General features: G+C 73.5%; 14 protein-coding genes. 7 read left to right on the top strand and 7 right to left on the bottom strand.

Annotated features, from left to right (window positions below; genetic code table 11):
• Window positions 1–3: 3 nt before the first annotated feature.
• Both JK361_RS26920 and JK361_RS26915 read right to left on the bottom strand, forming a co-directional pair.
• Complete coding sequence (locus tag JK361_RS26920; protein ID WP_201822559.1) at window positions 4–525, bottom strand: DUF3515 domain-containing protein; 522 nt, start codon at window positions 523–525, stop codon at window positions 4–6.
• Between the two features lie 20 nt (window positions 526–545).
• On the bottom strand, window positions 546–779 hold the full coding sequence (locus JK361_RS26915; RefSeq protein WP_030649166.1) for an Lrp/AsnC family transcriptional regulator: 234 nt from the start codon (window positions 777–779) through the stop codon (window positions 546–548).
• A 269-nt stretch (window positions 780–1,048) separates the two neighbouring features.
• Here JK361_RS26915 and JK361_RS26910 point away from each other — a divergent pair, with 269 nt between their 5' ends.
• Together JK361_RS26910 and thiD are read left to right on the top strand one after the other, a co-directional pair.
• Complete coding sequence (locus JK361_RS26910) at window positions 1,049–2,014, top strand: thiamine-phosphate kinase (RefSeq protein WP_201822557.1); 966 nt, start codon at window positions 1,049–1,051, stop codon at window positions 2,012–2,014.
• The gene (thiD, locus tag JK361_RS26905; protein ID WP_201822555.1) at window positions 2,011–2,820 is read left to right on the top strand and encodes a bifunctional hydroxymethylpyrimidine kinase/phosphomethylpyrimidine kinase; all 810 of its coding nucleotides are present in this window, start codon (window positions 2,011–2,013) and stop codon (window positions 2,818–2,820) included. Before JK361_RS26910 ends, thiD begins: the two co-directional genes overlap by 4 nt.
• Here thiD and JK361_RS26900 read toward each other — a convergent pair.
• The 3 genes from JK361_RS26900 to rpmB form a co-directional block, all read right to left on the bottom strand.
• Window positions 2,801–4,003: an FAD-dependent monooxygenase gene (locus JK361_RS26900; protein WP_201822553.1), complete on the bottom strand. Its 1,203-nt coding sequence runs from the start codon at window positions 4,001–4,003 to the stop codon at window positions 2,801–2,803. The two genes, thiD and JK361_RS26900, sit on opposite strands and share 20 nt — an antisense overlap.
• Before the next feature lie 35 nt (window positions 4,004–4,038).
• A complete protein-coding gene (locus JK361_RS26895) occupies window positions 4,039–7,284 on the bottom strand; it encodes an AfsR/SARP family transcriptional regulator (protein WP_201822551.1) in 3,246 nt (1,081 codons plus the stop codon).
• 152 nt (window positions 7,285–7,436) lie between these two features.
• Window positions 7,437–7,622: a 50S ribosomal protein L28 gene (gene rpmB, locus JK361_RS26890; protein WP_003993230.1), complete on the bottom strand. Its 186-nt coding sequence runs from the start codon at window positions 7,620–7,622 to the stop codon at window positions 7,437–7,439.
• A gap of 258 nt (window positions 7,623–7,880) precedes the next feature.
• Between rpmB and JK361_RS26885 the strand changes: the two genes are divergently transcribed.
• Window positions 7,881–9,815 (top strand): DAK2 domain-containing protein, encoded by a 1,935-nt coding sequence (locus JK361_RS26885; RefSeq protein WP_201822549.1) that lies wholly within the window; start codon window positions 7,881–7,883, stop codon window positions 9,813–9,815.
• 226 nt (window positions 9,816–10,041) lie between these two features.
• Here JK361_RS26885 and JK361_RS26880 read toward each other — a convergent pair whose 3' ends face one another.
• Window positions 10,042–13,158, bottom strand: coding sequence for a tetratricopeptide repeat protein (locus tag JK361_RS26880; RefSeq protein WP_236053615.1), 3,117 nt, complete (start codon window positions 13,156–13,158; stop codon window positions 10,042–10,044).
• Window positions 13,155–14,993 carry an HSP90 family protein gene (locus tag JK361_RS26875; protein ID WP_201822546.1) on the bottom strand — a complete coding sequence of 613 codons (1,839 nt, stop codon included), beginning with the start codon at window positions 14,991–14,993 and terminating at the stop codon, window positions 13,155–13,157. Before JK361_RS26875 ends, JK361_RS26880 begins: the two co-directional genes overlap by 4 nt.
• 199 nt (window positions 14,994–15,192) lie before the next feature.
• On the opposite strand from JK361_RS26875, the gene JK361_RS26870 reads away from it, so the two are divergent.
• The 4 genes from JK361_RS26870 to JK361_RS26855 all read left to right on the top strand — a co-directional run bounded on the left by JK361_RS26870 (window position 15,193) and on the right by JK361_RS26855 (window position 20,884).
• On the top strand, window positions 15,193–18,426 hold the full coding sequence (locus tag JK361_RS26870) for a helicase-related protein (protein WP_201822545.1): 3,234 nt from the start codon (window positions 15,193–15,195) through the stop codon (window positions 18,424–18,426).
• Window positions 18,427–18,584: 158 nt separating this feature from the next.
• The gene (gene rsmD, locus JK361_RS26865; RefSeq protein WP_201822544.1) at window positions 18,585–19,172 is read left to right on the top strand and encodes a 16S rRNA (guanine(966)-N(2))-methyltransferase RsmD; all 588 of its coding nucleotides are present in this window, start codon (window positions 18,585–18,587) and stop codon (window positions 19,170–19,172) included.
• A 26-nt stretch (window positions 19,173–19,198) separates the two neighbouring features.
• A complete protein-coding gene (gene coaD / locus JK361_RS26860; RefSeq protein WP_201822543.1) occupies window positions 19,199–19,678 on the top strand; it encodes a pantetheine-phosphate adenylyltransferase in 480 nt (159 codons plus the stop codon).
• Window positions 19,679–19,735: 57 nt separating this feature from the next.
• Entirely contained in the window at window positions 19,736–20,884 is a 1,149-nt protein-coding gene (locus JK361_RS26855; protein ID WP_201822542.1) for a F0F1 ATP synthase subunit B, read from the top strand.
• Window positions 20,885–20,910: the final 26 nt, after the last annotated feature.

Genomic DNA, 20,910 nt, shown 5'->3' with positions numbered 1-20,910 from the left:
GTCTCAGTACCGCATGGAGCCCTGGCCCTCGGGGACCGTCTTCTTCACGGCCGCCGCCAGATCCGACATCACCTGGGCGCTGTCGTCCGGCCCCGAGAGCTCCTTCGGCAGCGTCACCTGCACATACGCGAGACGACCGGACGTGGTGAACCGCCACGTCCCGTCGCCCTGCTTCTCCATCAGCCAGTCCACGCCGTCGACGCCCCCGCCGATCGCGTCCGGGTCCTTGCCCAGCGCCACATCCGGATCGACCATCTTCGGCGGCCGGACGATGCCGCAGCGCAGTATGATCGCCGGGCTTCCCCAGCCCGCCGTGTAGGCGGACCGGGGTTCGGGGTCCCGGCGGTCGCGCCCGTCCACCTTGCCCGGCAGCGCCTTGTCCAGGTCCCGGCAGAGCGGAGCGGTCTTCGCGTCGGGGGTGGGAACCGCCACGGCATGGCTGTCGTCTGCCGTGGAGCAGCCCGCGACGGCGATGAGCAGGACCGGCGCGAGCAGGGCGGAAGGCCGGTGACGGAAAAAGTTCACCGGCCAAGCGTAGACGGGGGCTACAGATGCACGACCGGACAGGTCAGGGTGCGCGTGATGCCGTCCACCTGCTGCACCTTCGCGACCACCATGCGGCCGAGTTCGTCGACCGTCTCGGCCTGAGCGCGCACGATGACGTCGTACGGGCCCGTCACGTCCTCAGCCTGGAGCACTCCAGGGATCTTGCTGATCGTCTCGGCGACGGTCGACGCCTTGCCGACCTCCGTCTGGATCAGGATGTACGCCTGTACCACGGAACCTCCAGAGCGGCCACGAGGATCATGTGGGGAAAAGGAACGCCACGGTATCGCGTCGCCGCTCCCCGCGGGGAGACCTGCGGGAACCGGGCTTGCGCGCCAGGGTGCAGGCACCACGGACGTTGACGGTCACCTGGACCGTGCAGACGGTCGGCACGGCCGCGTGGACAGTCGTACACGACCGCGAGGACGGACACCTCGACCGTATCGGGGACACTGATGACGCGCGACCGGGCACGGCAAGGGAGAGAAGGGGAGCAAGGGACATGAAGGGCACTGTTGGTGAGCTCGGGGAGTTCGGGCTCATCAGGGAGCTCACCTCCCGTCTCACCACCACTCCGGCGGTCCGGGTCGGCCCCGGCGACGACGCCGCGGTGGTCGCCGCCCCCGACCGCCGGGTGGTGGCGAGCACCGACATCCTGCTGGAGGGCCGGCACTTCCGCCGTGACTGGTCCACGGCCTACGACGTCGGCCGCAAGGCCGCCGCGCAGAACCTCGCGGACATCGCGGCGATGGGCGCCGTCCCGACCGCGCTGCTGCTCGGTCTGGTCGTCCCGGCCGAACTGCCGGTCACCTGGCCCACCGAGCTGATGGACGGCCTGCGCGACGAGTGCCAGGTCGCCGGCGCCTCCGTGGTCGGCGGGGACGTCGTACGCGGCGACACGATCATGGTGTCGATCACCGCGCTCGGCGACCTGCGCAACCAGGAGCCCGTCACGCGCGCGGGTGCCCAGCCCGGGGACCTGGTCGCCGTCACCGGCTGGCTGGGCTGGTCCGCCGCCGGCTACGCGGTGCTCTCCCGCGGCTTCCGCTCGCCGCGTGCCTTCGTGGAGGCCCACCGGCGCCCCGAGCCGCCGTACCACGCGGGCCCGGCCGCCGCGGCGCTCGGCGCCACCGCGATGTGCGACGTGAGCGACGGCCTGATCGCCGACCTCGGGCACATCGCCGAGGCCAGCAAGGTCCGCATCGACATCCGCTCCGGCGCGATCGACATCCCGACGCAGATGAACGACATCGGGCAGGCCGTCGGCGTGGACCCGCTGCAATGGGTGCTGAGCGGGGGAGAGGACCACGCGATCGTGGCCACCTTCCCGCAGGACGCCAAGCTCCCGGCCCGCTGGAAGGTCATCGGCGAGGTCCTCAACCCCTCCGCGCTGCCCCAGGTGACCGTCGACGGGGCGCCCTGGACCAGCAAGGGCGGCTGGGACCACTTCGGGGACATCGAGTCATGAGCGCCGCAGGAGCACCTCCCCGCGTACTGACGGTGGCCGGCTCGGACTCCGGCGGCGGCGCCGGCATCCAGGCCGACCTGAAGACGATGCTCGCGTTCGGCGTGCACGGCATGAGCGTGCTCACGGCGGTGACCGCGCAGAACTCCCTGGGCGTCCAGGGCGCCTGGGAGCTGCCCGTGGACGCGGTCCGGGCCCAGTACCGCAGCGTGGTCGACGACATCGGCGTCCAGGCCGTGAAGACCGGCATGCTGTCCTCCGCCGAACTGGTCGAGGCGGTCGCCGGGTTGATCTCCGGCACGGACGCGCCGGCCGTGGTGGACCCGGTGGGCGTCTCCAAGCACGGCGACCCGCTGCTGGCCGCCTCCGCACTGGACTCGGTACGGACCGAGCTGCTCCCGGTGGCCACCGTCGCCACCCCGAACCTGGACGAGGTGGCCCAACTCACCGGAGTGCGGGTCGAGTCCGAGGGGGACCTGCGGCGGGCCGCGGCGGCCGTGCTGGAGTACGGGCCGCGGTGGGTGCTGATCAAGGGCGGGCACCTGTCCGGGGACGCCGTGGACCTGCTCACCGAGGGCTCCGAGGAGCACCTGCTCAGGGCCCCCCGGTACGACAACCGGCACACCCACGGCACCGGCTGCACCCTCGCCTCCGCGATCGCCTGCGGCCTGGCGAGGGGACAGTCCGTGCCGGAGGCGGTCACGGCGGCCAAGGAGTACGTCACCGGGGCGATCGCCGCCGGGTTCGCCCTCGGCGCCGGCATCGGGCCCGTGGACCACGGCTGGGCGCTCAGGCGGGATACTCCCTGAGGTCGATGGCGGTCGCCGCCTTCTCCGTCAGCCGCTTGAAGAACCCGGCCAGCATCCGGGAGCTGAGCAGCCGGTACATCCGGTCCCGGCTGCGGATGCGCCGCTCGGTGGCCGGCGCGAAGAACGGCCCCGCGTTGCCGGCGATCTTCTGGCACCCCTTGGCGAAGTCCCGGATCCGGCTCTCGTAGGCGGGCAGCGCGGTCCGGTGGTCGCCGCCCGCCAGCGCCAGCTCACCGGCGAGGACGTAGGCCGCGACGATCGCCACACCCGTGCCCATGCCGCCCATCGTCGCCCCGTACCCGGCGTCCCCGAGCAGCGCCACCCGGCCCTTGGCGAGACGGTCGATGTGGATCTGCGCGATGGCGTCGAAGTACAGCTCGTCGGCGTCCGCGAGGCCCTTCAGCACGGCCGGCGTCTCCCAGCCCATCCCGGCGAACCGCTCGGCGAGGATCCGCTTCTGCGCCGTGATGTCCTTCCGGTCGTACGCCAGCTGCTCGGACCGGAAGACCAGCAGGGCGCCCGCGCGTTCCGGGTCGCCGTCGTAGTTGCTGATGCCGACGCACCGGCCGGGCTCGGTGTACAGGCGGCCGGTGCGGTTCAGGCCCAAGTGGTTGGGGATGGTGAAGCCGGCCACGTAGTGGTCGAGGAAGCGCAGGTGGCGGGACTCGTCGCCGAACGCCAGGCGGCGGGTGGCGGAGTGCAGGCCGTCGGCGCCGACGACGAGGTCGAAGCGGCGGGGCGCGCCCCGTTCGAAGGTGACCTCGACACCCTGGGGGGTGTCGGTCAGCGTGGTGACGGAGTCACCGAAGACGTACTCCACCGCGTCCTTCGTGCGCTCGTACATGATCCGGGCCAGGTCGCCGCGGAAGATCTCCACGTCGCCGCTCATCATCTCCGCGGGCAGGTCCACGCGCGGGGTGCCGTCGGCGGCGACGACGCTCTGGCGGCCCATGCGGGTCTGGTGGGCGTGGATGTCGTCCCAGATGCCCATCGCGGTGAGCACCCTGCGGTGGACGTGTCCCCGGAAGTCGACGGCGAAGCCGCCCGCGCGCAGTGCGGGCGCCTTCTCCACGACCGTGACCCGGGCGCCGTAGCGGGCCAGGTTCAGGGCGAGGGCCGGGCCGGCGACGCTGGCGCCGGAGATCAGGACGGACAGGTGGCCGAGGTCGTGTGTCTTCGTCATGCCGGCCACTGTCCTGGACCCCGCTTACCGTGTTCCTACCGTTCGCTGACCGCCGCCGACCGCAGGCGCCGGCCCTGCTCGTAGGCCCTGGCGTACTCCTGCGTGGACAGGCACGCGCGCGTGCGGTCCGTCGTCCGCGCGACGTCGGGGTCGCCGTGCAGGGGCGCTCCGCGCAGGCCCTCGGCGGCGCCGAGCAGTTCGGCCGCCCCCGCCGGCCGCGGGGCGACGGCCGCGAGCGCGTCGGCGACATCGGCCAGCAGGAGCGCGTCGGGCGTCTCCAGGGCCTGCGCGCGGGCCTGGGCGAGCCAGTCGCGGGCGGTGTCGGCGTCGCCCTCGGCCAGGCACGCGCGGCCCAGCCCGATGAGGATCCGCACCGTCTCGCCGACGCTGAACCAGGTGGCCGCGCAGGCCTCCAGGGCGTTCTCGTAGTGCACGCGTGCGCGTGTCGGGTCCCCGGCCAGCCGGGCGACGTCCCCGAGGCCCCGCAGCGCACCGGCCACCTTGTCGGTCGCCCCGGCGGCCCGGGCGAGATCGCCGGAGCGGGCGAAGTGCGCCGCGGCCTCCGTCCGCGCCCCCTGGGCCAGCAGCACCACCGCCCGCGTGCGCAGCAGGTCGGCGGTCTCCTCGGGTGCGTCCAGTTCCCGGACGTGGACCAGGCCCTCGTCCAGCAGGGCCAGCGCCTGTGGGTAGGCGCCGCGTGCGTACGCGAACATGCCCAGCGGATCCAGGCAGTTGGCCATGCCCCAGCGGTCGCCCGTCGCCCGGAAGCCCTCCCACGCGCGCGTGAAGCCGGCCTCCGCGGACGCGGCGCGTCCCGCGAACATCTCCTGGTAGGCGAGGCCGAGATCCAGCAGGGGCAAACCCCAGGGGTCCCCCTCCAGCTGCGCGCGCACATGCTCGTTCACCGTCAGCTGGGGGCCGCCGGTGAGGGACCACAGGATCACCGTGAACGGCAGCCGCAGCGGGTGCTTCAAGGTGTCCATGACGGCGGCCGCGCGCGCGACGAGGCCGGCGTCCTCCGGGTCGTCGCCCCGTCCGGAGACGGCGTCCATCGTGCACAGGGCGTACTCCTCGGCCAGGCCGGGCGGCGGCTCGGCACCGACCGCGGCGAGCAGCGCGCGGGCCCGTGGCACACGGTCGCCGTGCAGGCCCCGCAGCCGCCGGAACCAGGTCAGGGCGGCCGTCAGCCGCAGCGCGTCCCGCGGGGCCGTCTCCGTCAGATACCGCAGGGCGGCGTCGAGGTTGTCCTGTTCGGCGGCCAGCCGGTCCAGCCAGGGCAGCTGATCGGCGCCGCGCAGCCGCGGCTCCGCCTGCTCGGCCAGCCCCCGGAAGTAGGCCGCGTGCGCCGCCCGCAGCTCCCGCGGCCCGTCGAGCGACTCGGCGGCGAAGGCGCGGATCGTCTCCAGCATCCGGTAGCGCCCGTCGGACACCTCGAGGAACGACTTCTCCACCAGGGAGGCCAGCGGATCCTCCGGATACGGCACCCCGCACACGGCCGCCACGGCGTCCAGGGTGGCACCGCCCGCGAAGACGGTCAGCCTGCTCGCCAGGTCCCGCTCCGTCTCGTCGAGCAGCTCCCAGCTCCACTCCACCACCGCCCGCAGCGTGCGGTGCCTCGGCGCCTTGGCGCGGTCGCCGCGCGTGAGCACCCGGAACCGGTCGTGCAGCCGGTCCGCCAGCTCCGCCACCGAGAGTGTGCGCAGCCGGGCCGCCGCCAGCTCGATCGCCAGCGGCAGCCCGTCCAGCGCCCGGCAGATCTCGGGCACGCGCGCGTGGCCGTCGAAACCGGGCCGCACCGCCCGTGCCCGGTCCAGCAGCAGCCGCACGGCGGGCTCCTCGGACAGCGGCGGCACCGGCACCAGCACCTCGCCGGTGATGCCCAGCGACTCCCGGCTGGTCGCCAGGACACGGACCCCGGGGCAGGCGCCCAGCAGCAGCGCAGCCGTGCGGGCGGCGTCCTCGACGAGGTGCTCGCAGTTGTCGAGCACCAGCAGCACCTCACGGTCCGCCAGCGCGGCCAGCAGCCGCTCCAGGGCGTCCGTGGCGGGGCTGCGGAAACCGTCCCGCACCCCGAGCGCCGCCAGCACCGCGTACGGGATCCGCGCACCGTCGGCGAGCGGCGCCAGCTCGACCAGGCACACCTCCGGCACGGCACGCGACGGTTCCGCACGGGCGCGGCGAGCCGCTGCGGGTCCGGCGGCACCGGCGGGGGCCGCGGCGGCCGCTGCCGGATCGGTGGTGCCGGGCGGGGGTGTGCTGGTGGGGGTTGTGGCGGCTGTTGTGGGGGTGGTGGTGCCGGATGGGGGTGTGCCGGTGCCGGTGGCGGTTGCGGCGGCTGCCGTGTGCGGGGGCGTGCCGGTGCCGGACGGGGCCGCGTCCGTGCCGGTGCGGGCCCGGGCCGCCTCCAGCGCGAGCCGGGTCTTGCCGACACCGCCGGGACCGGTCAGCGTCACCAGCCGTGAGCCGGCCAGCGCCTCGTCGATCCGGGCCAGCTCCGCCTCACGGCCCACGAACCGGGTGAGCTGCGCCGGGAGCCGGGGCCGGGCCGGTGCCTCGGAGCCGTCCCGGAGCAACTGGAGATGGAGCGCGGACAGCTCGGGCGACGGATCGGCGCCCAGCTCGTCGGCGAGCGTGCGCCGCGCCTCGGCGAACACCGCGAGCGCCTCGGCGGGCCGCCCGGCCGCGTGCAGGGCCCGCATCAGCTGCCCGTACAGCCGTTCGTCCAGCGGATGCCCGTCGAGCAGCGCCCGCAGCTCGGGCACCAGCTCCGGCCCGCCCCCGGCCCCCAGCTCCGCCTCTATTCGGTCCCGTACGGCGGTCAGCCGCAGCTCGTCGAGCCGGGACCGTTCGGCGTGCGCGTCCGGCAGGTCGGGCAGCGCGGGCCCGCGCCACAGCGCGAGGGCGTCCCGCAGGAGGGCCACGGCCCGGAGGTGGTCGCCGGCGCCGAGCGCCGTACGGCCCTCGGCGGCCAGGCGGGCGAAGCGGTGCACGTCGACGGTGTCCGGGTCGACGGCGAGGGCGTAGCCGGCGGGGACGGCGTCGATGCCGGCGTGCGGTGCGAGCCGCCGGCGCAGGCGCGAGATCTGCGACTGGAGGGCGCCCGTGGCCCCGGCGGGCGGCTCGGCGCCGTACAGACCGTCCAGCAGGCGTTCGACCGAGACCGCACGGCCGGCGTCGAGCAGCAGCAGCGTGAGCAGGGCGCGGGGCCGCGGTCCGCCGGGGTCGAGGGGAGCGCCGTCATCGATGTGGATCTCGACCGGGCCCAGGATGCCGAAGCGCATTCCGTGGATTCTGGCAGCTGGTCACGATCTTGGGTACGGCAAAAAGCCGGCCCACCGTGAGGTGGACCGGCTAAGTGCAGCGAGCCAGGCAGTGGCCGCGCGCGGATGGGGGTCCCCCCGCTCGAGCCAGCCCGAGAGTGGGGGATGTAGCGTCAGCGCGAGACCTTGCCGGCCTTGATGCACGAGGTGCAGGCGTTCACGCGCTTCGGCGTCCCGCCGACCACGGTACGCACACGCTGGATGTTCGGGTTCCAGCGGCGGGACGTACGGCGGTGCGAGTGCGAGATGTTGTTGCCGAAGCCCGGCCCCTTGCCGCAGACGTCGCAGTTGGCAGCCACGGGTCACTCCAAAGACTTCAGATGCACTTACGGTTGATCCCGGCATGCCGGGATCGAGATCTGAAAACCTGAGATCTTGAGTGGCGTTGCCAGGGGGAATAGCCCGATCGGATCGGGCAACCGGAGCAGCATACAACGACTGCGTCCGTAGGGCGAAACTACCATGGCAGGTCAGGGCCCCGCTCCCGGCCCTCTTCCGGAGGACACCGGTCCGGGGTCTACGCTGCGTCCACGTCCAGCCAGCTCAGGGAGGCGCAGGTGGCGCAGGTGCCGCAGACATTCTTCGATGCTCTCGCGGTGCGCACCTGGTGCGGTCTGGCGCTCCGGTCACTGGGGCGGGCCCGTGAGGACATCGACGCGATCAACGTCTACCCGGTGGCCGACGGCGACACCGGGACCAATCTGTACCTGACCCTGGAGTCGGCGGCGACGGCCGTGGAGGCGGTGTTCGCCGGTTACGAGACCGGCCGCGCGGAGCCGTCACTGGCGGACGCGGTACGGGCCATGGCCCACGGTGCGCTCATCGGGGCCCGCGGCAACTCCGGGACGATCCTGGCGCAGCTGCTGCGGGGGATGGCGCAGGTGCTCGCGGGGCCGGACGACGCCGCCCGCATCGACGGCCCGGGGCTGCGGCTGGCCCTGCGCCGGGCCGCCGACTCCGCGCGGCAGGCCGTCGCCCACCCCGTCGAGGGCACGGTGCTCACGGTCGCCTCGGCCGCCGCCGAGGCCGCCGAGGGAGCCGAGGGCGACTGCGGGACGGTCGCGCGGGCCGCCTACGAGGGCGCGCGGGCGGCCTTGGCGGCGACCCCGGGCCAGCTGGCCGTGCTGGAGCGGGCCGGCGTGGTCGACGCGGGCGGACGGGGACTGGTGACGGTGCTGGGGGCGCTGGTGGAGGCGTTCACGGGCGAGGCGGTCCAGGAGGCGCCGTACAGGGGGGACGCGGTACGGGAGGCGCCGTACGGGGAGGACGCGGTACGGGCGCCGTACGGGGAGGACCTGTTCCGGGAGGCGCCGTACCGGGAGGCCGCGCTCCGGGACGCCTGCCAGGCCGCGGAGGCGGATTCCGGGGACGTCCACGCGCGCGTGGAGAGTCGTTCCGGTGCCGGACCGTACGCATCCGGTACGGGGCTGCGCGCATCCGACGGCGGGTTGGGCGCATCCGGTGCGGGGCGCGAATCGGATGCCGGGCTGGACGCATCCGATGCCGGGCTGTGTGAATCCGACAGCGGGCGGTGTGAACCGGGCCTCGGCGCCGACGCGGCCGGGACCGGTGGGCCCGCGTTCGAGGTGATCTACCTGCTGGAGGCCGACGACGCGGCCGTGGCCCGGCTGCGCACACGGCTCGACGCCCTCGGGGACTCCCTGGTCGTGGTCGGCGGCGACGGCCTGTGGAACGTCCATGTGCACGTCGACGACGCGGGCGCCGCCGTGGAGGCCGGGGTCGAGGCGGGGCGGCCGTACCGCATCCGGATCACGCACTTCGGGCTCGGCGACGCGCACACCGGCCGCGAGCGCCCGCCGCGTGAACGCGCCCAGCGGGCCGTCGTCGCCGTCGTACCGGGCGAGGGGCTGGCCGGGCTGTACACCGAGGCCGGCGCGACCACCGTGCTCGCCCGCCCCGGGGAGCCGCCGGCCAGCGGGGAGCTGGTGCAGGCGGTACGGCGCGCCCACGCGCGCGAGGTCGTGCTGCTGCCCAACGACGCCGAGCTGCGCCACACGGCCGCCGCGGCGGCCGAACAGGCCCGCACCGAGGGCATCCGCGTGGCCCTGATCCCGACCCGCTCGGCGGTCCAGGGCATCGCCGCGCTCGCCGTGCACGAGCCGGGACGCCGGTTCGACGAGGACGTCGTCCAGATGACCTCGGCGGCGGGCGCCACCCGTTACGCCGAGGTCGTCGTGGCCGAGCACCAGTCCTGGACGACGGCCGGCATCTGCCAGGCCGGGGACGTGCTCGGCCTGATCGACGGCGACGTGGCGGTGATCGGCGCGGACGTCACGGCCACCGCGCGCATCGTGCTGGACCGCATGCTCCAGGCGGGCGGCGAACTGGTCACGCTCGTCGTCGGCGACGAGGCCCCCGAGACCGTCGCCGCGCATCTGGAGGCACGCGTACGGGAGTCTTACCTGGCCGTGGACACGGCGGTGTACCGCGGCGGCCGCCAGGGAGCACTGCTGCTCATCGGAGTGGAGTGACCGACGGAACCGGCCCGGCGTGCGGTGATCGGTGGGCTTGGCCGTGAGCGGATCGGCCCCGCGGGCCGGTCTGCGCGTCCGGCTGTTCCGCGCGAGCCGCCTCCTCCGCTTCTGCCGCTTCCCCCGTCTTCTTTTCTCCGCCCGCTACATCGCCCTACCGCTACATCGCCCCTTCTGCATCTTCGGCCCCGTCGGCCCCTCGGCACTGTCGGCCTCTTCGGCCTCTTCAGCCCGACCGGCCCCATCGGCCCCGTCGGTCGCCCCCGTCGAACCCGTCGGCCCCATCCGACCCACCGGCCCGATCCGACCCACCGGCTCCATCCGACCTGTCGGCCCCGTCAGACCCACCGGCTCCATCCGACCCACCAGCTCCATCCGCTCCATCCGCCTCCCGTGCCGCATCCAGCAGCTGGGCCGCCTCCGCCTGGCGGGCGCGGGCGGTGTCGTCCGCGTCGTCGGCGTCCTCGTAGGCCGCGAGCACGTCACGCGCGCGTGCCGCCGCCCGCGCCGGGCGGCCCAGGTCGGCCTCCAGCCAGCCCGCGGCCAGTTCGGCACCGGTGCGGTCGTGCAACCCGGCCCCGCCCAGCGCGGCGAACACCGCCACGGCCCGGGTCATCTGCTCCAGGGCCGCCTCGAACGCGGCCCGGATCGCCGCGTCCTCGGCCTCCGCCCCGTCCTCGGCCTGCTCTGACGCCGAACGCGCCAGCAGCTCCGCGAACTGGCGGTGCGTCCCGCCGAGTTCGGCGGACAGCTGCTCCCGGTCCGCCGGGTCCGCCGCCGCCAGCGCGGTCTCGCACTCCCGCACCGCACACGCCATCAGCTCACGCGCGTCCGACGCACCGGAGTCTTGGCCCAGCGCCAGCCAGGCCCGGGCCCGCAGCGAGCGGACGAGGAACTGCGCGTTGCCGAGCGAGCGCCACAGGTCGCCCGCGCGCGCGTAGGCCCGGTCCGCCTCCTCGGCCAGCCCCGCGTGGCCCAGGGACTCGGCGGCGAGGTGGGCGAGCGTGGCGTGGTCCTGCTGCTCGGGCCAGTCCCGGGCCAGCTCGGCGGCCTTGAGCCGCTGTTCGGCGGCGGCCCGGTGCTCGCCCAGCTCGCCCAGGCAGTCCCCGAGCCACCAGCGGGCCTGGACCACCACCCCGTCGCCGTGCGTGCCGGCGCTCAGGTCGGCCAGCGCGGACTCCAGCACCTCGGCGGCCTCCGCGTACCGGCCCCGGCGCAGCAGGAACCCGCCCAGCTGCTGCCGCGCCCAGGCGCCCAGGGTGCCGCTCTCGCCGGCCTCGTCGGCCCAGTGCGCGGCCTCCAGCGCGTGCTCGGCCGCCTCCTCGGCCGCGTCCCGGCCGCCGAGCACCTCGGCGAGCTGGAGGTGCAGCTGGGCCCGCCCGACCGGCTCCACATACGGGCCGCCGTGCTCCAGGGCGCCGCGCAGCGCCCGCTCGGCCCCGGCCGCATCGCCGGCCTGGTGCGCCAGGGCGGCGACCTGCACCTCGTACTCCACCGCGAACCAGGGCAGCCCGGCGGACACGTACGCGCCGGCGGCCCGCCGGAACAGCTCCGCCGCCCGCTCCGCGTCCCCGGTGAGCCCGGCCAGCTCGGCGAGCATCGCCCGCGCCTCGGCGGCCCGTGCCACCAGCCGCACGTCGTCCGCGCCGCACCCCTCGACGAGCGCGAGCACCTCACGCACGGCGGCCTCGGCGTCGCCCAGCGCCCCGTGGGCGGTCTCTCCCGCGCCGTGCTCGGCGGCCTCGTGCACCCGCCGCATCAGGATCCGCGCCCGGCTCATCACCACCGACGCGGTCTGGCGCACCCCGGTGCCCTCGTCCGCGTACAGCGCGAGCACCTCGTCGTACAGGCCGGTGACCACGGCCAGGGCCGCGTCCACCTCGCCCGTCAGCGCGCGGACGTACGCCGCACGCGCGCGTGCCGCCAACGCCTCCCCGGGGTCGCCCGCCTCCGCGTACAGCTCCGCCGCCCGGTCGAACAGGGCGAGCCCCTCGGGGCCCTGCGCCATCGCCTCGTGGTCGGCGAGTTCCGCACGGTCCCGCGGCGCCAGCCCGGTGCCGTCCTGCGCGGCCCGTGCGACCGCGGCCCACGCCTCCAGCGCGTGCGGCCGGAGGGTGTCCGACAGCCGCCGCGCCTCGGCGAGCAGGGCGGACAGCGCGGGTTCGGCGGCCGCTCGGGCGGTCTCCGCGGCGGCCGGGGGAGGGGCGGCCGCCGGTGCCGCCGCGGTCCGTACGTTCCGCACCCCCAGCGGCAGCCGCTCCACCAGCGGGCGCTGGGCCATCCGCGCGCGGATCCGGTCGCCGACGCAGGAGGTGCCGTTGCGGCGGTCGAACCGCCCGGCGAGTTCCGTCGCCTCCGCGCGCGCGTGCGCCGCGAGTTCCCGCGCGGTCCAGGTCCGCCCGGCCGGCCCCGGCACCCGCCGCTCGCCGAGGCCCAGCCCGGTCAGCCGGTCGGTCAGCAGGGTCACCACGGCCATGAAGTCGAGCCGGCTGCGCGGCTGCCCGGTGTCCGTGAAGTAGGCGGGCCGCTCGGCCAGCAGCTCCAGACCGCGCGCCTCGTTGCCGGTCAGCGCGCAGAACTCCACGTGGTCGGCGTACGCCCCCCGCATGCTCTCCATGGGCCGCACCAGCCGGAAGCCGCGCAGATGATGGGCCCGCGCCTCGTCCACGCGGCCGAGACGCAGCAGCGGGGCCAGCGAGGAGGCCAGCACGGTGTGCGGCTCGTGAGCGCAGGCGAACTCGCCCTCCAGCACCGGCCGCCACAGCTCGAGCGCCTCCGCGTCCCGGCCGCACCGGACCTGCCAGCTGCCCTGAACGCGCAGCTCGCAGGCGTGGCAGTCAGCCATCTGGTCCCGGTGCGCGGCCAGCCACGCGGCGTACGCCCGCCCCGCCCGCGCGAGGTCCCCGACATGCGCGGCGACGCTGAACTCCGCGCTGCGCACCGCCCGTTCGGAGTACCCGGCGAGCCGGTAGCGGTGCTCCATCTCGCCGAGCCACTTCTCGACCGAGGCGAGCGGGATGTGCGGCTGGTTCAGCATGCCCGCCGACATCCACTTGAAGACCCAGTGCAGCGAGTGCGTCTCGTACTCGTCGAACTCCTCCGGCCGTTCGTCCCACATGCGCAGCAGCCGCGCGAACGGGACGAACATCTTGTCCTTCTCGGAGCTGTAGTTGTAGACCTTCAGCTGGTGCCCGAGGGCCTCGATCACGGCGAGCGGGGTGTCGAGCCGCTCGGCCTCGGCGAGCAGCTGCTCCGCGCGCGCGTTGCGGGCCGGGCCCTCCGGCTGCTCGGAGTTCTCCGCCAGCGCCCGGCGCAGCTCCTCGAAGTCCGCGATCCCGCTCATCGTCCGTACCCCTCCCCGTGGGTCGCCCATTCGAGCAGCCCGATGAACGCCCGGTTGAGCAGTGCCGAGTCGGCAGGCCGCAGCGGGCGCTGCGCCATCAGCAGCGCCTGCCCGTAGAGCGACTCGGTCGCGGTGCCGATCAGTTCCGGTTCGCCGAGCGAACCGATGCGCCGGACCAGCGGGTTGAGATGGTTCAGCACCAGACGCGCGCGGGGGGCGCTGCCGCGCAGGGAGCCCAGGATGCCCGCCCACAGGTCGTCGGCCTGTTCCTCGGCCGCCGCGCGGGCCTGTTCGTGCCGGGCGGCCCGGTCGTCCAGGTGCAGTGCGGGCACGGACAGCGGGTGGAAGGCCCGCAGGACGACGTCGCAGCCCAGCGGGTCGAGCCGGTCCCGGGCCGCGGCCAGGAACCCGGACAGCGCCAGCTCCTCGCCCGGGTCGACCGCGTCCAGGTGCGCGGTCACGGTGTCCGCGTCGAGTTCGGCGACCACCGTGCCCGGCCGCACCCGCGGCAGCGCCTCGACCAGCTCGCTGTCGTACGTGTAGCCGCCGTTGACCACCCCGATGCCCTGCGCCGAGGCGATCGGCGCGACCTGCCGGTACTCCTCGACCGTCCGCGTGAAGTGCACCACCGGGTGCCGCTGCGCGAACTCCTCCAGACAGATCTGCCCGTCGGTCGTCTCGAACGGCAGCCACGGCAGCATCGTGCGCAGCATCTCCGTGTCGTGCCGGGCCAGGGACTTCACGCCCAGGTGGTGCACGGCGAGGAAGGCCGACAGCCGCTCCGGATCACCGGCGGCGAGCCCGGTGAGCCAGGACCGAATCCTTTCGCCCAGCGCCTCCCGCACGGCGGCCAGCGTCTCGTCCTCGTACAGCGACTCGCGCGAGGCGGTCGGCCGCAGGCTGTCGGTGTCCAGGACGCAGCGCACGAAGAACGCCCAGTCCGGCAGCAGCTGTTCGGCCCGCTCGGTGAGCAGCATGCCCTTCAGGTGCACGCGGTGCGTCGCCCGCTGGGCGGGACTGACCGCCGACGGCAGCACGTACGCCACCCCGCGGACCCCGGCCAGCGGCACCCCCAGGTCGATCGAGTCCAGCGGGGTGAACCCGAACAGCTCCTGGCAGTGCCGGGCCAGCGCCACCCTCCGGCCGGCCGGACTCGGATGGGCGCGGTCCCAGGGTGCGGGCAGCTCGGTGACCGGCTCGTCACCGACCCGGACGTCGTAAGGCAGCAGGGAGCCGAAGTCCCGGGCCAACGCGCGGACCCGCTCGGGCGCGAGCCACTCGGCCGCCCCGGCCCGCGCCGTCAGGTACACGGTCGTACCCGGCTCGGGCCGCTCCGCGCCGGGCAGCGTCCGCACGGTGTACGAGCCGTCGTCCCGGGCCGTCCACTCCACCGGCGGGGCCTCGGGCGCCCGGGCGCTGCGGCTGACGACCCGGATCCGCTCGGCGACCACGAAGCAGGCGAGCAGCCCGATGCCGAACTGGCCGAGGAAGTCCGACCGGGCCGCCTGAAGGCCCTCGGCCCGCTTGGAGCTGCGGCCGATGGTCGCCAGCAGGCTGTGCACGTCCGGCTCGGTGAGCCCGACACCGGTGTCCTCCACCCGCAGCCCGCCGTCCACCGCGTACAGCCGCACCCGGGCCGGGGCGGCGGGGTCGGCGGCCCGCCGGGCGGTGATGGCGTCCACGGCGTTCTGCAGCAGCTCGCGCAGGTAGACCCTGGGGCTGGAGTAGAGGTGATGGGAGAGCAGGTCCACCAGACCACGCAGGTCGACCTGGAACGTATGAGGTGGTTGAGGTGACTGGGATGGCTGGGATGCCTGTGAGGTCTGGGAGTCCATCGTCACTGCGCCGGAGGGGGAGGTGCGAGCGGCGCGGGGTCGGGCGGTCCCGGCGGGGCGGTGACCGCGAAGGATGGCCGGAGCGCGCCATCCTAGATCCGGATCAGCCACCCTGACCAGGAGTTTCCCTGATGTTTACGGCACCTCGCCGAGAAGGAGCAGGGCGGCGTCTACGGCATTGTCAGTGCCGTGGTGTGCAATGGATCTCGTGCCCGCACTGCAAGAACCCCTGAAGCAGCCCCTGAAGTCAGTGCTCGGCCCCGCCACCGCGAAGGTGATGGCCGAGCACCTCGGCCTGCACACCGTCGGTGACCTCCTGCACCACTACCCGCGCAGATACGAGGAGCGTGGCCAGCTCACCCACCTCGCCGACCTGCCCATGGACGAGCACGTCACGGTGGTCGCCCAGGTCGCCGACGCCCGCCTGCACACCTTCGCCTCGGCCAAGGCACCGCGCGGCAAGGGCCAGCGCCTGGAAGTCACCATCACCGACGGCAGCGGCCGGCTCCAGCTCGTCTTCTTCGGCAACGGCGTCCACAAACCCCACAAGGAGCTGCTGCCGGGCACCCGCGCGATGTTCGCCGGCAAGGTCTCCGTCTTCAACCGGCGCCTCCAACTCGCCCACCCCGCTTACGAGTTGCTGCAAGGTGACAGTGCCGAAGCGGTCGAGACCTGGGCCGGTGCCCTGATCCCCATCTACCCCGCCACGGCCAAGCTGGAGTCCTGGAAGATCGGCAAGGCGGTCCAGACGGTGCTCCCCAGCGCCCAGGAGGCCCTCGACCCCCTCCCCGACTCCCTCCGCTCGGGCCGCGGGCTGGTCCCCCTGCCCGAGGCCCTGCACAAGATCCACCGGCCGCACACCAAGGCCGACATCGCCGACGCCCGCGCCCGGCTGAAGTGGGACGAGGCCTTCGTCCTCCAGGTCGCCCTGGCCCGGCGCCGGCACGCCGACACCTTGCTCCCGGCCGTCCCGCGCCGGCCGAAGCCCGACGGCATCCTCACGGCCTTCGACGACCGGCTGCCCTTCACCCTCACCGAGGGCCAGCAGAAGGTGTCCAGGGAGATCTTCGACGACCTGGCGACCGCACACCCGATGCACCGCCTGCTCCAGGGAGAGGTCGGTTCGGGCAAGGCGCAGCCGCTGGACTCGCTCGTGCTGACACCGTCGGGTTTTCGGCGGATGGGTGACATGCAGGTGGGGGACGAGGTCGTTGTGCCCGCCGGAGAGATTGCCCTCATCGATGGAGTCTTTCCGCAAGGCGAGCGAGATGTGTGGCGCATCGTGCTTTCCGATGACAGTTCCGTGGAATGCGACGACGAACACCTCTGGATCGTCGGCACGAGTTGCGCCTGGCATCGCGGGCAGCCGCCCAAGGTGATGACCACACGGGAAATCCGTCACGACCTGTTCAAGGCCAACGGATCGTCGAAGTGGTACCTCCCGGCGGCGACTCCTGTGGACCTGGGTGACGACTCCGTAATTCCCCTCGACCCCTATCTGTTCGGGCTCCTGCTCGGTGACGGTTCGTTCAGGCACAACCTGCGGATTTCCACCATCGACACAGAGATCCGTGACGCGGTGGCAGCTTCTGTGGGGCCTGAGTGCCGGCTCGTTCCGGTAACTGGTTCCCGATGTGACTACACGATTCAGCTGACACAGCGGTCGGGCGGAGCCCGCAATCCCGTCATTCAGATCTTGCGTGATCTGGGCCTGTGGGGCCGGACGTCGCACGGCAAGTTCATCCCCGAAGAATTCAAGAACACATCGATCAAGAACCGTCTCGCTCTCCTGCAGGGCCTCTTGGACACCGACGGCACTGTCGACGCAAACGGCATGAGCATTTCCCTGTGCTCGGCCTCGGTGAGGCTGGCGGAGGACGTCGCCTGGCTTGTGCGGTCGCTGGGCGGCCGGGCGCGCATCCTGCGGAAGAAGTCCGCCTTCACCGTCTCTGTGGCGCTGCCGGACGAGTACGCCCCCTTCAGGCTCACCCGCAAGGCAGAGCGCGTCGGCCCGCGGCCGAAGTACAACACTTTCCGGCGTGGCATCCGGGCGGTCGAGTACGTGGGGCGCAAGCCGGTCCAGTGCATCAGCGTCGCGCACCCCAGCCGTGCCTATGTCACCGACCACTTCGCGGTGACGCACAACACGATGGTGGCCCTGCGCGCCATGCTCGCCGTCGTCGACGCGGGCGGTCAGGCGGCCATGCTCGCGCCCACCGAGGTCCTCGCCCAGCAGCACCACCGCTCCGTCACCGAGATGATGGGCGAGTTGGCTGAGGGAGGCATGCTCGGCGGGGCCGAGCACTCCACCAAGGTCGTCCTGCTCACCGGCTCCATGGGCATGGCCGCCCGCCGCCAGGCCCTGCTGGACCTGGCCACCGGCGAGGCCGGCATCGTCATCGGCACCCACGCCCTGATCGAGGACAAGGTCCAGTTCCACGACCTCGGCCTGGTCGTGGTCGACGAACAGCACCGCTTCGGCGTGGAACAGCGCGACGCCCTGCGCGGCAAGGGCAAGCAGCCCCCGCACCTCCTCGTCATGACCGCGACACCCATCCCGCGCACGGTCGCCATGACGGTCTTCGGCGACCTGGAGACCTCCGTCCTGGACCAGCTCCCGGCGGGCCGCTCCCCGATCGCCAGCCACGTCGTCCCGGCCGCCGACAAACCCCACTTCCTGGCCAGAGCCTGGGAACGGGTGCGCGAGGAGGTGGAGTCCGGCCACCAGGCGTACGTCGTCTGCCCCCGCATCGGCGACGAGGACGACGACCCCAAGAAGGCCGGCAGGAAGAAGTCCCCCGAGGACGAGGCGGAGAAGCGCCCGCCGCTGGCCGTCCTCGACGTGGCCGGCCAGCTGGGCCGCGGCCCCCTCCAGGGTCTCGAGGTCGAAGTCCTGCACGGCCGAATGCACCCCGACGACAAGGACGCCGTGATGCGCCGCTTCGCGGCCGGCGAGACGGACGTCCTGGTCGCCACCACCGTCATCGAGGTCGGCGTCAACGTCCCCAACGCCACGGCCATGGTCATCATGGACGCCGACCGCTTCGGCGTCTCCCAGCTGCACCAGCTGCGGGGCCGGGTCGGCCGCGGCTCCGCCCCCGGCCTGTGCCTCCTGGTCTCGGAGATGCCCGAGGCGAGCGCGGCCCGCCAGCGCCTGAACGCCGTCGCCTCCACCCTCGACGGCTTCGAACTCTCCCGCATCGACCTCGAACAGCGCCGCGAGGGCGACGTCCTCGGCCAGGCCCAGTCCGGCGCCCGCTCCAGCCTGCGGGTCCTCGCGGTCATCGAGGACGAGGAGGTCATCGCGGAGGCGCGCCAGGAGGCGGCGGCGCTCGTCGCGGCCGACCCGGAACTGGAGCGGCTCCCCGGCCTGCGCACGGCCCTGGACGCCCTGGTGGACGAGGAACGGGAGCAGTACCTGGAAAAGGGCTGAGGCGGACCTCGCCCGGGCACGGCGGACGGCTCGCCCGGGCACGGCGGACGGCGCGACCGGGCGCCGCGGGCCGGGACCCGCCCGCGGCGCCCGGGCGCCCACCCCCGCGGGCCTGCCAGACTGACTGGGTAAAGCCGCCCACGGAGAAGGACCCAGAGATGACCCGCGTGATCGCCGGCCGGGCAGGCGGACGGCGCCTCTCAGTACCGCCCGGCACCGGAACCCGGCCGACATCGGACCGCGCGCGCGAAGGTCTCTTCTCCACCTGGCAGTCCCTGCTCGGCGGCCCCCTGGAGGGCGAACGGGTCCTCGACCTCTACGCGGGATCCGGAGCCGTGGGCCTGGAGGCCCTGTCCCGGGGCGCGGGCCACACCCTCCTGGTGGAGGCCGACGCCCGCGCGGCGAAAACCGTCCGGGAGAACGTGAAGAACCTGGGCCTGCCCGGCGCCGAGGTGCGGGCGGGCAAAGCGGAACAAGTCATCAGAACCGCACCCCCCGCCGAGCCGTACGACCTGGTCTTCCTCGACCCCCCGTACGCCGTCACCGACGACGATCTTCGCGAGATCCTGCTCACACTCCGCTCGGAACGCTGGCTCGCCGACGAAGCCCTCGTCACCGTGGAGCGCAGCACCAGAGGTGGCGAATTCCGGTGGCCCGAGGGCTTCGAGCCGATCCGCTCCCGTCGTTACGGCGAGGGAACGTTTTGGTACGGTCGCGCCGCCTCTACGTGCGAAGACGCACGATGACCGGACCGGAGAGCGAGGGATCACAAGTGCGCCGCGCCGTCTGTCCCGGGTCGTTCGACCCGATCACCAACGGACACCTCGACATCATCGCCCGGGCCTCCCGTCTCTACGACGAGGTCTACGTCGCGGTGATGATCAACAAGTCCAAGAAGGGCCTGTTCGAGATCGAGGAGCGGATCGAGCTGATCCGCGAGGTCACCTCCGAGTACGCCAACGTCCGCGTGGAGGCGTTCCACGGCCTCCTCGTCGACTTCTGCAAGCAGCGCGACATCCCCGCCATCGTCAAGGGCCTGCGCGCCGTCAGCGACTTCGACTACGAACTCCAGATGGCCCAGATGAACATCGGCCTCACCGGCGTCGAAACGCTGTTCGTGCCCACGAACCCCACCTACAGCTTCCTGTCCTCCTCCCTCGTCAAGGAGGTCGCGGCCTGGGGCGGCGACGTCTCCCACCTGGTGCCCGCCCAGGTCCTGGAGGCCCTGAACGAGCGCCTGCGCAAGGACTGATGGGGCTACAGTCGTCCCGTCCGTCTCCAACCCGGCTGTAGAGAGTGGCGAGCACAGGTGGACGTGCAGAAGAAGCTCGACGAGATCGTCTCCACGGTCTCCGGGGCCCGGTCCATGCCCATGTCGGCATCGTGCGTGGTCAACCGCGCCGAGCTGCTCGCGATGCTCGAAGAGGTCCGCCAGGCGCTGCCCGGCTCCCTCGCGCAGGCGCAGGAGCTGATCGGCGGCCGTGAGCAGATGGTCGAGCAGGCCCGGCAGGAGGCCGAGCGGATCATCGAGAGCGCGCACGCCCAGCGCGGCTCGCTGATCTCCGACACCGAGATCGCCCGCCGCTCCCAGACGGAGGCGGACCGGATCCTCGCCGAGGCCCGTCAGGAAGCCGAGGAGATCCGCGCCGAGGCCGACGACTACGTCGACTCCAAGCTCGCCAACTTCGAGGTCGTCCTCACCAAGACCCTCGGCTCGGTCGGCCGCGGCCGCGAGAAGCTCCTCGGCACCGGCCCCGGCCTGGACGAGAACGGGTACGAGGACGAGGACGCCCCCGAGCGCAGCCACGACCCGGAGACCCTGCGCCACAACGCCGACCAGTACGTCGACGTCAAGCTGGGCGCGTTCGAGGCCGTCCTCGCCAAGACCCTGGAGGCCGTCGGCCGCGGCCGGCAGAAGCTGCACGGCCGGATCGCCACCGACGACCTCGGCGCCCTCGCCGACGACACCACGACCTACCAGCACTCCAGCGACGCCGACTACCTCGCCGACCTCGCCGCCCTCGCGGACGGCGACCGCGCGACCGGGCGCCGGCCGGAGCAGCAGGAGCAGCCGGAACCCTCCTACGAGCCGCAGCCCGCCTACTCCTCCACCCACGGCTACGCCCCGGCGGCAGACACCCCCGTCCAGCAGCAGCCGGACCCGTACGCGGGCTTCCCGCAGCAGCCGGAGTACGCGCCGCAGCAGGACCCGTACGGCTACCAGCAGGCCGACCCCTACGCCCCCGCCTCCGGCTACGCCCCGGCGGGAGGTGCCCCCTTCCAGGGCTACGAGGTCCAGCAGGCCGCCTACGACCCCCAGCAGACCCACCAGCCGCAGCAGCCCCAGCACCAGCTCCCGGCCCAGCAGGGCTACGCCCTGGACGAGACCAGCCTCTTCGACACGAGCATGATCAGCGCGGAGCAGCTGAGGGCGTACGAGCAGGAGCGGGGCCTGTAGCCGGGCACCGGATTGGGCGCTGAGCG

The organism is Streptomyces musisoli (genome assembly GCF_016741855.1).
Classification (GTDB): domain Bacteria; phylum Actinomycetota; class Actinomycetes; order Streptomycetales; family Streptomycetaceae; genus Streptomyces; species Streptomyces musisoli.
The sequence above is the reverse complement of the archived record's forward strand: the minus strand, read 5'-3'. Positions and strand labels throughout refer to the sequence as shown.